The 13,609-nt window shown below is 68.3% G+C and carries 12 protein-coding genes; 1 reads left to right on the top strand and 11 read right to left on the bottom strand.

The window, feature by feature from the left end; genetic code table 11:
• Positions 1-34: 34 nt before the first annotated feature.
• Entirely contained in the window at positions 35-964 is a 930-nt protein-coding gene (locus FHS79_RS12165; RefSeq protein WP_341534457.1) for a LysR family transcriptional regulator, read from the top strand.
• On the opposite strand, the gene FHS79_RS12160 is transcribed toward FHS79_RS12165, so the two are convergent.
• The 11 genes from FHS79_RS12160 to FHS79_RS12110 all read right to left on the bottom strand — a co-directional run bounded on the left by FHS79_RS12160 (position 961) and on the right by FHS79_RS12110 (position 13,570).
• A complete protein-coding gene (locus FHS79_RS12160) occupies positions 961-1,656 on the bottom strand; it encodes an SDR family NAD(P)-dependent oxidoreductase (RefSeq protein ID WP_184200318.1) in 696 nt (231 codons plus the stop codon). The genes FHS79_RS12165 and FHS79_RS12160 overlap by 4 nt on opposite strands.
• Positions 1,656-2,438, bottom strand: a complete 783-nt coding sequence (locus tag FHS79_RS12155; RefSeq protein ID WP_184200315.1) for an SDR family oxidoreductase — start codon at positions 2,436-2,438, stop codon at positions 1,656-1,658. The genes FHS79_RS12160 and FHS79_RS12155 overlap by 1 nt, the downstream gene beginning before the upstream one ends.
• A 10-nt stretch (positions 2,439-2,448) precedes the next feature.
• Positions 2,449-3,387: a dihydrodipicolinate synthase family protein gene (locus tag FHS79_RS12150; RefSeq protein ID WP_184200312.1), complete on the bottom strand. Its 939-nt coding sequence runs from the start codon at positions 3,385-3,387 to the stop codon at positions 2,449-2,451.
• Complete coding sequence (locus tag FHS79_RS12145) at positions 3,377-4,471, bottom strand: ABC transporter ATP-binding protein (protein WP_184200309.1); 1,095 nt, start codon at positions 4,469-4,471, stop codon at positions 3,377-3,379. The genes FHS79_RS12150 and FHS79_RS12145 overlap by 11 nt, the downstream gene beginning before the upstream one ends.
• On the bottom strand, positions 4,471-5,301 hold the full coding sequence (locus FHS79_RS12140; RefSeq protein WP_184200306.1) for an ABC transporter permease subunit: 831 nt from the start codon (positions 5,299-5,301) through the stop codon (positions 4,471-4,473). Before FHS79_RS12140 ends, FHS79_RS12145 begins: the two co-directional genes overlap by 1 nt.
• Complete coding sequence (locus FHS79_RS12135) at positions 5,298-6,185, bottom strand: carbohydrate ABC transporter permease (protein ID WP_184200303.1); 888 nt, start codon at positions 6,183-6,185, stop codon at positions 5,298-5,300. Before FHS79_RS12135 ends, FHS79_RS12140 begins: the two co-directional genes overlap by 4 nt.
• A complete protein-coding gene (locus FHS79_RS12130; RefSeq protein WP_184200300.1) occupies positions 6,185-7,534 on the bottom strand; it encodes an ABC transporter substrate-binding protein in 1,350 nt (449 codons plus the stop codon). The genes FHS79_RS12135 and FHS79_RS12130 overlap by 1 nt, the downstream gene beginning before the upstream one ends.
• Positions 7,535-7,700: 166 nt before the next feature.
• Positions 7,701-8,894 (bottom strand): FAD-dependent oxidoreductase, encoded by a 1,194-nt coding sequence (locus FHS79_RS12125; protein ID WP_184200298.1) that lies wholly within the window; start codon positions 8,892-8,894, stop codon positions 7,701-7,703.
• Positions 8,891-10,426, bottom strand: coding sequence for an FAD-dependent oxidoreductase (locus FHS79_RS12120; RefSeq protein WP_341534459.1), 1,536 nt, complete (start codon positions 10,424-10,426; stop codon positions 8,891-8,893). The genes FHS79_RS12125 and FHS79_RS12120 overlap by 4 nt, the downstream gene beginning before the upstream one ends.
• Before the next feature lie 10 nt (positions 10,427-10,436).
• Entirely contained in the window at positions 10,437-12,143 is a 1,707-nt protein-coding gene (locus tag FHS79_RS12115; RefSeq protein WP_184200410.1) for an alpha/beta hydrolase, read from the bottom strand.
• On the bottom strand, positions 12,143-13,570 hold the full coding sequence (locus FHS79_RS12110) for an alanine racemase (protein WP_184200293.1): 1,428 nt from the start codon (positions 13,568-13,570) through the stop codon (positions 12,143-12,145). The genes FHS79_RS12115 and FHS79_RS12110 overlap by 1 nt, the downstream gene beginning before the upstream one ends.
• Between the last annotated feature and the right edge of the window lie 39 nt (positions 13,571-13,609).

Raw genomic sequence — 13,609 nt, 5'->3', positions numbered from 1 at the left:
ACGCCCGGGTTGGTTGCTTGAGCGAGAATTTGGCGTGATCACCGATGCGGCCCTGCACTATTTCTACGAGACCGCGACCTTGGGATCGATGCGCCTCGCCAGCGACCGCATCGGCGTTGCCGTGTCCTCGGTCAGCCGCCAGATCGCCACGCTCGAAAAGGATCTCGGCATCCCGCTCTTCGAGCGTGGCCGCCGCACCATCCGGCTGACCGAAGCCGGCCAGCTCACCTACGAGCACTACAAATCGCAGATGGCGAGCCGCGAGCATCTGTTCGCGCAGATCCAGCAGCTTCTCGAGGTCAAGCTCGGCCATGTCGAAGTCGCCGTCGGCGAAGGCTTCCTGTGCCGCGCCTTCATGCAGCTCATCGCCGATTTCCAGCACCGTCATCCCGGCGTCTCGGTCACCATCCGCACCGCCACGACGCCCGATGCCGCGCGCCTTGTCATCAACGACGAGGCCCATATGGCGGTCATCTTCACCATGGCCGGCGAGCCGCGCCTGCGCACCCGCGTGTCGATGGCGCAGCCGCTGCACGCCGTCTGCGCCCCCGATCATCCCGCCGCGCGCAGCCAGGGCCTCACGCTGGCCGATCTCGCCCGGCATACGCTGTGCCTGCCGCCCAACGGCTTCCGCATCCGGCAGGTTCTCGCCGCCGCCGAAATCCGCCAGCACCTGCGGCTGAAGCCGGCGCTCACCACCGATTCGATCCACACGATGCGCGCCATCGTCAAGCAGGGCGAATCGATCACCGTGCTGCCGCACATTGCCATCGTCGACGATCTCCGCGCCGGCGAGCTCGTGGCGCTGCCGCTGATCGGCGTCGAGGAAGAGGAGGAGCGCATCGCCCTCGTCCACCGCATCGGCCGCCAGCTCGAAGGCGTGCCGGCGCGGATGCTCACCACCCTGCAGGGTCGCTTCCGCGCACTGTTCGAACTCGATTCGCCAGCAACCCGGACCGGCTAGAGGCTCGGCTCCATCCGCGTGTTCATCACCAGCTCCGCCACCGAGGCGGTGTTGGGCAGCGACAGCAGGAACGCCACGGCCTCGGCCACGGTTGCGGGCTGCATGCGATCGGCCTTGGGCGTCACGCCGGGCAGGTCGGCGATCAGATCGGTATCGACCGCCCCGGGGCAAAGTGCGGTCGCGCGCACCCCCTTGTCCCAGCCTTCCAGCCGCGCCGCATGCGTCAGCGCCACCACGGCATGCTTGGTCATCGCATAGGCCAGCGCGCTTCCCGGTCGCACGCGCTTGCCGTCGGTGGACGCGATGGTGACGATCCGCCCCCGCCCGGATGCCTCCAGATACGGCATGGCGGCCCGGATCAGCCGCAGCGGCGCCTTGACGTTCACCGCCCAGTGCCGGTCGAGCTCGGCTTCGCTGCCGGTTGCCAGCGTGAACGGCGTCAGCGTCCCGGCATTGTTGATGAGCGCGTCGATCCGCCCGAATGCGGCCACCGTCGCCGCCACCCAGGCCGAAGCGGTCTCGGCCACCTCGGCATCGAACCGGTGATGGAAGGCGCCCGGAAAACCGCTCCCCGGCCGCCGGTTGCCCAGCGACAACCGAAAACCCTCGGCCTCAAGCCGCTCGGCGATCGCCCGGCCGATGCCCCGCCCGGTCCCCGAGATCATCACCACCCGGTCGGCCGCCGCCAGCATCAGAACAGCCCCTGGTACACACCGCCGTCGTTGACGATGTTCTGCCCGGTCATATAGCCATTCTGCGCGCTGCACAGATAGGCGATGAGGTCCCCGCACTCCGCCGGATCGGCAAAGCGCCCGGCCGGCGTCGATTGCAGCCGGTTCTCCACAATCGCCTCATAGGTGGTGTTGCCGCGTGCGGCATGGCCATGGAGGTTGGTCTGCAGCGCCTCGGTGTCGAAAAACCCCGGCAGCACCGAATTGATGACGACATTGTGCGCCACAAGCTCGCGCACCATCGCGCCGATCGCCCCCGCCAGCGCCAGCCGTGCCGCATGGCTTGGCCCGAAATTGACCTGCGGAAACTTGATGAAGCTCACCGAGATATTGACGATTCGCCCGAAACGCCGTTCGCACATCCCCGGCACCACGGCGTTGATCAGCTCGAGCGTCGCGAAGAAATGCGCTTCCATCCAGCCATCCCATCCGGCGCGGTCCAGCGTCCGGAAGTTCTCTGGGGTCTGCCGCACCCCGGGGTTGGCGACCAGGATGTCGGGGTCCGGACACGCCGTCAGAATCGCCGCGCGGCCTTCCGCCGTGGTGATATCGGCCGCCACCGTCGCCACCGTCACGCCATGCTCGGCCCGCAGCTGCGCCGCCACATCCTCGAGCAGTGCCGCCCCGCGCGAAACCAGTGTCAAATTCACCCCCTCGCGCGCCAGCGACTCCGCCGCCGCATGCCCCAGCCCCTTGCTGGCACCGCAGACCAGCGCGTGACGCCCCTTGATGTGCAGGTCCATGTGCCTCTCCTCAGGCCGAAATCGCAGTGGCGGGCACGCTGCCCCCGAACCCGAGGTCGGCCAGCCCCCGCTCGAGATGCGCCATCTGCGCCTTCGTCAGCGGTTGCAGCGGCCCCCGCGGCCGGCCCCCGCCGGGCAGCCCGAGCAGGTCCATCGCCGCCTTGGTCGCCGGATAGAGCGACATCCCGTCGCTGGTGAACAGCTTCGTCAGCCGCTGCCCGGTGCGCTGCAGCGCATGCGCTGCCTCCAGATCACCGCGCTTCGCCGCATGGCAAAGCTCGAGCCCGCCTGGCCGCCACATGTTGGGAAAACAGTCGATCGTGCCATCGGCGCCCGCCAGCATCGCCGGCACGCCGAACAGCGACGATGGCCCGCAAAACACCCGCAACCGGTCGCCCACGCGCAGCAGGCTGGCATAAAAGTTGTTCCAGTCGCCGCTGCTCTCCTTCAGCGCCACCACCGTCGGCAGCTCGGCGAGCCGATCGAGAATGTCCGGCGTCAGTGCATTCCCCGCGTTGCCCGGGATGTTGTAGAGCATCAGCGGCAGCCCGCAGGCCGCCCCCACCTCGCGGTAATGCGCCACGATCTCGTCAGGCGTCAGCGCAATGAAATAGCTCGGCAGCACCAGGGCCACATCGGCGCCATTGCGCTCCGCCGCGCGCGTCAGCACGATCGTCTCCGCCGCCGTCGCCGCCCCCGTCGCCACAATCAGCGTGCCGCGTGCCGCCAGCGCCTCGCGCGCCACCGCCGTCAGCGCCACCCGCTCGTCATGCGTCAGCGCCCAGAACTCGCCGGTGCAGCCGCCCACCAGCACGCCGGTGGCGCCCTCGCCCATCAGTCGGTCGATGTTCGCCGCCAGCGCATCATGGTCCACGCCGCCCGCGGTGGTGAAGGGCGTGGTCACCGCCGGCATCGGGCCGTGCCAGTCGAAGTCGTTCCTATCCATCATGTTGCTCATCTCTGGGGGTTGGGCCCCTCACCGGGGAACAAGGCGCATCGAGGCGAACCCCGCTGCGGTCATCGAAAAGATGCAGCCGCTCGGCGCGTGCAGCCCAAGCCGCGGCATCGCCGGGCACCAGCGCACAATCGGCGGCGGCGCGCGCCGTCACCCGGCCGAAGCCGCCCTCCAGCGTTACCAGCGTCTCATGGCCCACCGCCTCGACATGGCTCACCCGCGCTGCGATGCCGCCATCACCGATCGTCACATCCTCGGCGCGCACGCCCACAGTCACCGCGCCGTCAGCCGCGCCGGTCGCGGCCACCACCTCGCCCGCCACCAGCAGCCGCCCCGCCGCCACCACGCCATCCAGAAACGCCATCGCCGGCGTGCCGATGAAGCCCGCCACCATCCGGTTCGCCGGCCGCCGATACACATCCGCCGGCGACCCGAACTGCTGCAGCACCCCGCCATCGATCACCGCGACATGCGTCGACATCGTCATCGCTTCGAGCTGGTCGTGCGTCACATAGACCATCGTCCGCCCGATGCGACGGTGCAGCGCCACCAGCTCGCTGCGCATCAGGCTGCGCAGCGTCGCGTCGAGGTTCGAAAGCGGTTCGTCGAGCAGGAAGATCCGCGGATCACGCACCAGCGCGCGCCCCAGCGCCACGCGCTGCTGCTGCCCGCCCGAAAGCTCGCGCGGGCGCCGCGCCAGCAGCGCATCCAGCTGCAGCATCGCCGCCACCCGCGCCACCGCGGCGTCGCGCTCGGCGCGCTTCACCCCGCGCTTGCGCAGCGGATAGGCGATGTTCTGCGCCACCGTCATGTGCGGGTAGAGCGCGTAGGACTGGAACACCATCGCGATGTCGCGCCGCCCCGGCGGCACGTCATTGACGACCTCGCCATCGAACAATATCCGCCCTTCGCTTGGATCCTCCAGCCCGGCCAGCATCCGCAGCAGGGTGGATTTTCCGCATCCCGAAGGCCCGAGCAGGCTCAGGAAAGCCCCCGAGGGCACCGCCAGATCGATGCCGCGCACCACATCGGTGGTGCCGAAGCGCTTGGTCAGCCCCTCGAAAGCAATGCTCGCCATCAGCCCTTCACCGCGCCGGCGCCGAAGCCCTTGACCAGATAGCCCTGCAGAAACGCCAGGATGATGATCAGCGGCACGCTCATCATCACCGATGCCGCCATCAGCAGCGACCATTCGATGTTGAAGCCGCTCACCAGCATCGTCATCACGCCGGTGGTCAGCGGCCGCACATCATCGGCGTTCACCAGCACCAGCGCGAACAGATACTCGTTCCACGCGAGGATGAAGGTGAACAGCGCCGTCGAGATGATCCCCGGCAGCGCCTGCGGCAGCAGCACATCGAAGAACGCCCCCATCCGCGACGCCCCGTCGATCAGCGCCGCTTGCTCGATCTCGGCTGGAATCGCCGCCATGAAGGTCCGCAGCAGCCACAGCGCATAGGGCAGCGCAAAGCTCGTATAGGCGATGACGAGGCTGGCGATGGTGTTGGCCAGCCCCAGCTTCACCATCATCAGGTAGAGCGGGATGATCAGCACCACCGACGGCAGCATGTAGCAAAGCAGCACCGCCGAGGCGATCGTCTCGCGCCCCCGGTATCGAAACCGCGCCAGGCTGAAGGCCCCCAGCACCGCCAGCCCCACCACCACCACCGTCGTCGCGGTGGCAATGGTCGCCGAATTGGCGAAATAGCCGGCAAAGCCGGTCTCGGTCAGCAACGTTGCATAATGTTCGAGCGTCGGTTCCTCGGGCAGCAACGCCGGTTCGAGCGAGAACACCTCGTCCTCGGGCTTGAGCGATGTCGCCACCATCCACACCAGAGGTGCGGCCACCAGCAGGATCAGCCCCCAGGCAAACAGGCTCCAGCCCCAGCGCGCGAGCCGGCCCTTCACGACCTTCCCCGCACGGCGAGCCGATAGGCGACGAAGAACCCGAGCATCACGATCATCATCGCCACCGCATAGGCCGCCGCCATCCCCATCCGGTTCAGCCCGAAGGCCTCCTGATAGACGGTCAGCGGCAGGGTCCGCGTGGCATCCACCGGCCCGCCGCCGGTCAGCAGGTAAATCAGGTCGAATTCCTTGAAATCCCAGATCGCCCGCAGCAGCACGACGATGCCCAGCACCTCGCCGATCTGCGGCAGCGTCACATCGCGAAAGCGCCCCCAGGCCCCGGCGCCGTCGAGCCGCGCCGCGTCGTAGAGCGATTCCGGAATCGTCTGCAGCCGCGCCAGCACCGCGATCACGACGAACGGAAAGAACTTCCACGCCCCCACGACGATCACGCTCAAGAGCGCATTGGGCATCGTCCCCAGCCAGTCGATCGGCGCCTCGATCACACCCAGCGCCATCAGCCCCTGGTTGGCGAGCCCGAACAGGTCGTTGAACAGCCAGCGCCACACCAGCACCGCCACCACCGTCGACACGAAATAGGGAAACAGCACGAGGCTGCGCGCCAGGCTGCGCAACCACAGGTCACGGTTGAGCAGCAGCGCCATCGCCACCCCGAGCACGACCTGCAGCGCCAGCGTCGCCGCCGTCCACACCAAAGTCACGCCGAGTGCAGGCCAGAAGCGCCCGCCCGGCCCGAGCAGTTCGGCGTAATTGCCGATGCCGGCAAAGCTGGCGCGCAGCGTCGGCGTGTCGACCTCGAACAGCGACAGCGCCAGTGCGGTGAACAGCGGATAGCCGATCACCGCCCCCAGCACGACTACCACCGGGGCGATCAGCAGCGGCCCCAGCCAGCCGTCGCCGCGCAGCTTTGCGGTCGCCGCCATCATCCGCGGTCGGTCCCGGCGCGCATGATGGCCGCGATGCGGTCGGTCGCCCGCGCCACAGCGGCTTTCGCCGGTTCGCCCGAAATCGTCACCCGCTGCACCATCTCGGCAATGGCGTTGCTGGCGATGATCTCGCCCGCCTTCACATTGGGCGCATGTGCAGCGCTCTCGAAGCCCAGATTATGCCCCGCCGCCGCCGCCGCCGTCATCGTGGCGATTTCCTTGGCAAACATCGTGGTGATCGGATTGCCGGAATAGTCCGGGCTGTTGGTGATCCCGCGCAGCACCGGCAGCACATGGCCGGGTGCAGCCAGCATCTGCCCGATATAACCCTCGGGCTCGTAGAGCGAGACCGCGAGCGCGCGCGTGGCCGCCATTTCGCTCGCGCCTTTGGGGATGAACAGGCAAGGAAAATCGTTGAAGGTCCAGGCCGGCGTTGCTGCGGTCTGGCCGGGGTAGGGGACGCAGAGCAGCTGTCGCGCCATCGCCGGGTTCTGCCGCGCCACATTCACCAGCACCCGCCCGCCATAGATGCCCGTCGCCGTGGCACCCGAAACAAAGGCATTGAGGCTGTCCGCCCAGCCGAAGCTGCTGGCGCTCGGCGGGCAGAATTCGCGCATCGAGCGGTAGAAGTCGAGCGCCGCATAGGTCGCCGGGCTGTCGAGCGTCAGTGTCAGGTCGGGGGCAAAAACCTGCCCGCCGGCGCGGTGGATGAAGGAGATGAACACCAAGGATGTCATGCTGTTGGTGCCAAAGGGCAGGGGGGCGCCATAGATCCGTGCCGTCTGCATCCGCCGGCAGGCGTCGCGCAGTTCGTCCCAGTCGCGCGGGGGTGCTGCAAGGCCCGCCGCTTCCATCAGGTCGCGCCGCAGCCACAGCATGTCCACCGCCGTGCCGCCGAGCGCCACCGCACTCAGCCGTCCGTCCGTTGCCAGATACGGCGCATTGGCGCCGGGCAGAAAGCGGTCGGCGCCAATGCTCGCCACCACGGCGTCCATCGGCTCGACCAGCCCTTGCGCATAATAGCTTTGCGCCGCGAAAGACGGCAGGTGCGTCACGATATTGGGCACCTGCCCGGCGGCAAAGGCCGCGGCGAACTGCGCGGGATAGCCATCGTCCGAGGTCTGCTCGAAGGCCACGCGGTAGCCGGGGTTCGCCGCCTCGAAGCGCTTGATCTGTGCCTTGTAGGCACGCGCCTGCGCGGGTGCGGCCTGCGGGGACCACCAGCGCAGCAGCTTGCGATCGTCGGGCGCCCCGCACGCCGCCACCGGCAGCGCCAGCGCAGCCGCCAGCACGCTCCGCCGGTCGCAGAGCGACGACGTGTCGCTGAGTGCTGGCTTGCCGGTCATCGTCCCCTTCTCCTGCGCGCCTGTCGCCCCGGCACGTCGGTTCCACCATCCGCCGGACCGTCGTCCGGTGCAAGACCATCAACAACAGCGGACCATAGTCCAGCCGACCCCGAAAGCCCTTAACCATTCCAGAAAAATGCGAACAATTACAAAGGTATGACCAAGATTATTGCCCGTTGCCTCCGCCGTCGCCTGCCGCTTGTGCGGGCAACGCAACATTGAAGCGCTCCGGGCGGAACTGTTCGATGTCCACCATCGGTGCGCGGCCGAGAATATCGTCGGCCACCATCCGTGCCGCGAGTGGTCCCAGCGTGTAGCCGGCGTCCCCGGGGATCGCCACCGCCAGCCCCGGATGGCCCGCCACGCGCCCCAGCACCCCGCGCCCGTCGACAACGGTGTTGTTCCCCGCCCAGCAGCGCAGGATCCGCAGCTGGCCGAGTGCCGGCACCACATGCAGCCCCAGTGTCGCGCTGGCGATCAGGCTGTCGAGTTCCAGTCCCGGCGCCGCATTGCCCGCAGCGGGCAGCGCCGGCCAGCCGCCGCCGATCACCACCTGTCCCGAGCCGAGCTGCTTCAGCGTGATCATCCGGTCGGCATGCTGGACCAGATGCCCGATCAGCGGTGACGCAGGCTCGGTGATGGCGATGTTGAGCGGCTCGGCCACGCTCGGGATCGCCAGTCCGAAGGGTGCCGCCAGCCGCCCGCTGTCCCAGGCTGCGGCAATCACCAGCCGCCGGCACGCCATCCGCCCGGCGTCGCTCTCGACCACGAAGCCATCCGTATCCGCCGCCACCGCCGTCACCCGCACTCCGGGTCGCCGGTCCACCCCCAGCCCGCGCGTCCATCCGGCAAGTGCCTTGTTCGCCGCGAGCGGGTTGAGCTTGCCTTCGTCGCGGCAGAGTTCGGCGCCGACGATCGCCGGCCCCAGATACGGCGCCATCCGCTCGACATCGCTGCGCCCGAGAATTTCGACATCGAGCCCCAGCGCCCGCTCGCGCGCCGCCTTGTGGCCGAGAAACGCCAGCTGCTCCTCGCTTTCGGCCACCATCAGCCCGCCGGTCAGCTTCATCTCGAAATCGAGCCCCAGCCGCGCGCCCAGCTCGGCCCAGAACCGCACTGCCAGCGGATAGAGCGGCAGCTGCGCCTCCAGCCCCGGCACCTGTGCCGGATAAAGCCGCATGAACCGGCTCTGCATCTGCACATGCAGGCTGCCGGCATTGCTCGTGGAGCCTGCCGCATGACCGGAATCGAGCAGGGTCACCGCCATCCCGGCCTCGGCGAGAAATCCGGCGATGCAGGTGCCGACAATGCCGCCGCCGATCACCACCGTCTCGGCCCGCTGCGGTAACCTTGGTGTCACCGCGCCAGGTCCGCAATCCGCACTGGCCGGACCGGTGCTCGCGGCGCCAGCCCGGCGGGCATTGCCTCGGGCGCCAGCCGTGCCAGCAGCGGCGCGCAGCTCCGCCCCTGGCACGGCCCCATCCCCAGCCGCGTCGCCTGCTTGATCGCGGCATGGCTCGCCGCGCCTGCGGCCTGCGCCGCCGCCACATCGCCGGCGGTCACGCCTTCGCAGCGGCAGACGATCGTCTCGGCCGTCAGATGCCCGACCAAAGGCCGCGCCGGCGCAAACAGCGTCCACAGCGCTGCCTGAAAACCCCGGTGCCGCGCCAATCGCACTTCGGCATCACCGGCATCGGCCACCAGCCCCAGGTGCCGCGCCGCCGCCGCCCCCGCCAGCGCCCCCGCCGCCGCCGCCACATGCGCGCCGCCGATCGTGGTGCAATCGCCCGCCGAAAACACTCCGGGCTGTTGCCCGAGCCCCCGCCCCAGCTCATCCGCCGGCGCCAGCTCATAGCCCAGGCACAGCGTATCGGCCGCGAGCACCTGCCCGGTGTCGGTCTCGATCTCGAGGCCCGGCCGCACCGCCCGCACCTGCGCCCCCCACAGCATCCGCACCCCGCGCAGCCGCAACCGATAGGCAAGGCCCTGCCGCACCAGCCCCGGCGCACTCGCCGCCATCCGCGCCACCACCCCCGCCTGCCCGATCCCCGGCGCCCGCGCCGCCTCCACCAGCGCCACCACGTTCGCCCCCGCTGCGACGAGCTCCGCCGCCAACTGCAGGTTGAGCGGCCCATTGCCGGCAATCACGATCCGCCCCGGCGGCACCCGCCGCGCCGTCCGCCACATCCCCTGCACCGCCCCGGTGGTCATCACCCCCGGCAGCGTCCACCCCGGCACCGGCCACGCCACTTCCTGCGCCCCGGTCGCGATCACCGTTGCGCCGGGCACCACCCGGAACGAAGCCCCACCGCGGCTGGCAACAAACACCGGCCCCGGATACGCGCCCCACACCAGCGTGTCGGCAAGCATCTCCACCCCCGCCGCCAGAGCCTCGGTGATCAGCGCCGCCCCCTCGCGCGCCTGTGCGTCCGCCGCCGGCCCGGCGGTCACCGCCGGCTGCTTGTAATATTGCCCGCCGGCACTGCCGCGTTCATCGAGCAGCAGCACCTCGGCGCCCGCGCGCCGCGCCACCAGCGCTGCCGCAAGCCCCGCCGGCCCGGCACCGATCACCAGCACATCGGGCCGCCGCTCGGGCAGGTCCGCCGCCCGCCGCAGAAACCCTTCAATCGCCCCTCCGCTACCCGCCGACAGCCCCTCAAGGCCCCCGCCGGGTACCGCCACCATCCCGTCCGCCACCTTAACCATGCATGCCCGGCGGTTGGAAACGCCGTCCACATTCACCAGACAAGCCTGGCACGCGCCCATGCCGCACCACGCCCCTTGCGCCGCACCCTGCGCGTCATGGCGCAACGTTGTCACCCCCGCTGCGGTCAGCGCCGCCAGCAGGCTCTCGCCCGGCCGCGCGGGCAGCCGCCGACCATCCCAGAAAATGGCGATAGGGTCAGGGATAGCGCCAGCTCGTCATGTCCGCCCCGGCCGGCGCGGTCTTCGCCATGCGGTCGAGAATCTTGGGCACATACATGGTGTTGTAGCGCAGCCGGGTGATGGCATTGGGAAGCGTCGGATCACCGTTCCAGCAATGCTCGGCCCGGTCGCCATAGGTCACCTCGCCCTCATACGGCGGGTCGGCCTTGGTCAAAAAATCCTCCATCAGATAGACGGCATTGTTCAGGTAGAAATTGTCCATGTCGCCGACATGGATATGGATCTTCCCCTGCAGCTTGGGCGCCAGCTTCACCCAGTCACGCTGCAATATGTGCCGCAAATCATAATTCTCCCGCCAATGCGCCGCCACTGCCTTGTCGATCACCCCGGTTGTCTTGTCCCAGATCGGCCTGGGATAACCATCATCACCCATCGGCGAATACACAGCGTCCCAGATGTCCCACTGGCCGCCCGAGCGCGATTTCGAGCCGATCACCCGCTCGTACCGGTTCTCCATCTCGTTGGTCCAGTTCACATGGCCCAGATAGTTGCGGTTGACGAAGCGCGGCACCCGCCCGAACGGCCCCTGCATCCAGAAAGCATTATCGTCGTCATAGATGTTGACGACCTTGGTCTGGCGGAAGTCGATCGTGTCCGGGCAGGCAGCAAAGGCGCCATTATATTCGTCCGGATAGAACACCTGCACCGCCAGCGCCTCCCACCCGCCGGTCGAGCCGCCATAGGTGAACCGCGCCCAGCCGGCGCCGATGCCGCGGAACTTCTTCTCCAGCGCGGGGATGAACTCGTACTGGATTGCATCGCCATAAGGCCCGAGATTGGCCGAATTTACCGCATAGCTGTCATCGAAATAGGGGTTGGAATGGTCGATTTCGACCACCAGGAACCGCGGAAAATCGGCCGATGTCCATGTCTTGTAGAAGCCATGCGCCTCCTGCTGCTCCACCCGGTTGTAGCAGGAGTCATTGAACCGCGCGCTCGGCTCGCAAACGAGATCCGCGGCGGGCGGCGTCGCACGGATGCCGCTGAAACCTTCGGGAAAATGCCCGTGGTTGATCATCACCGGGTAGCGCGCCTGCGGGTGCCGGTCGAAGTCCTTCGGCACCAGCACATAGGCGTTGAGGAAGGTGTCGCGCCCCCAGAATTTCGAAAGGCTCGGGCTTCTGAAGCTGAACCGCCGCACGAATTCGGTGTCGACCGGCGGCGCGATCTCGGGCAGCACCTTGTCGAGCACCAGGTCAATCGTGTCCGCCGATGCCGAATCGAACTCGATCTCCTTGACCGCACTCACCAGATTGCCTGGCTCCTTGCGCCAGTTCTGCCCCGCCCCGCGCGCCGCCGGCAGCTTCACCGTCTTGCCATTGGCAAGCTTGTAAGTGTCATACTTGTGCAAAATCGCCTGGACGAAATAGCGCCCCTTGGGAATTTCGCGCATCGTTTCCAGCGGATAACCGGTCACCTCATCGCCCAGGCTCACTGCCTGCCCGGCACGCATCGCTTGCGCATCCACCCCGAAAACCTGCGCCGAAGTATTGCTGCGGTTGGCCTGGAAGCGCGGCTCGCTGGCGCCGTCCTTCGTCAGCACCACCAGCACCCGGCCGTCATAGTCGCGCTGCGGCTGCCCCGGCCCCAACGTCACCCGCACCTGCGCAGCCATCGCCGGCGCCGCCAGCATCAGCGCAATGAGGGCCCCCATCCGCAACATCACGCCGCCTCCGGCCGCGCGAACGACGCCGCGAGCAGGTGTGCCGGCACCCGGAAGCGCCCCGCCACGTCCTTCATCTGCTCGCGCTCGGTGATAAGCGCATGGCGGCCGCCGCTCACCAGCACGGTCGCCGGCAGCAGTTGCGCATTGTACCGCGCCGCCGAGCTCTCGGTGTAACCCCCGGCATCGAGGAACGCGACCAGGTCACCCCGCGCCAGCGCCGGCATTTCCCGATGCGCGCCAAGTTCGTCGGAGTTGCACAGCGGCCCCACCAGATCGACCGTCTCGCAGTCGCCATCGGCCGCATTCCGCACCCGCACGGCATGGTAATACCAGTCGAGCACCGACGCCCAGGAGAGATGGTTGGTCGAAAGATCGAGGTTCACCCAGGTCTTGGCGCCGCGCTTCACGGCACCCACGCGGCCCACCGCCACCCCTGCAGGGCCGGACAGGGCGCGCCCCGGCTCAAGCCGCAGCTTGGGCAGCGGCAACCCGCGCGCTTCCGCTTCCTCCCGAATGGCACTGCACACCGCCCGCGCATAGTCCGCCGGCGTCGGCGCATCGGGCCCGTCGATCTGCCGGTTCGGCCCCGTTCCGTACCATTTGCCGAAGGTCCAGCCGCCGCCGATATCGATCGTCGGCGGCGTCCACCCCGTTTCGTCGCGCAGATTGGCCGACCAGACGATCATCTCGCGCGCCATCACGGCGAAGTCGGCGGGCTCGTTCGACATGCGCGAGAGGTGGAAATGCGTCTCCTTCAGCCGCATGGCCGGCATCGCCAGCGCGCGGCGGACGATGTCGACGGTCTGCTCGCGCGTCATCCCCCATTTGGTGCTGTCGCTCTGCTGCTTCAGCGAACCCGGCCCGTGCATCGAAACGCCCATCCGGTCGCGCAACGGCTCGAGGTCGAGCTTCAGCCGGATGCCCAGATTGGCCACCACCCCCAGACGCGCGGCAATGTCGGCAATCCGGTCCAGCTCGTCCTCGGCATCGATGTTGATGCACAGCCCGTTGGCGAGCGCCATCTCCAGCTCTTCGTCCTGCTTGTTCGAGCCGTTGAGCACCAGCGTCGCCGGGTCGGTGCCCGCCAGCAGCGCCATGTACATCTCCTGCGCGCCGAAACAGTCGCCGCCAGCACCTTCCTGATTCATGATGTGCCGTATTGCGAGCCCGTTGTTGGACTTGTTAGCAAACAGGATCTCGACATCGGGATACTCCGCCGCAAAGGCATCCCGGAACGCCCGGTAATTGTGCCGCAACTGGTTTTCCGAAATCACATAGAGCGGCGTGCCATAGGCCTCGGCCAGTGCCGCCACATCGCATCCATCCACCCAGAGATTGCCGTTGGGCCCGATCCCCACAAACTCGCCGAACCGCGTCGCATAGTCGGGGGCCGCCAGCGGCGGCGCATGTATCGGGCTGGTCACATTGCTCTCCCTGCTCGGTTGCCCCCGCCTCTGCGACGG

Source organism: Polymorphobacter multimanifer (assembly GCF_014205635.1).
Taxonomy (GTDB): domain Bacteria; phylum Pseudomonadota; class Alphaproteobacteria; order Sphingomonadales; family Sphingomonadaceae; genus Sandarakinorhabdus; species Sandarakinorhabdus multimanifer.
Note: the sequence above shows the minus strand (reverse complement) of the source record. Positions and strands in the feature narration are given on the sequence as shown.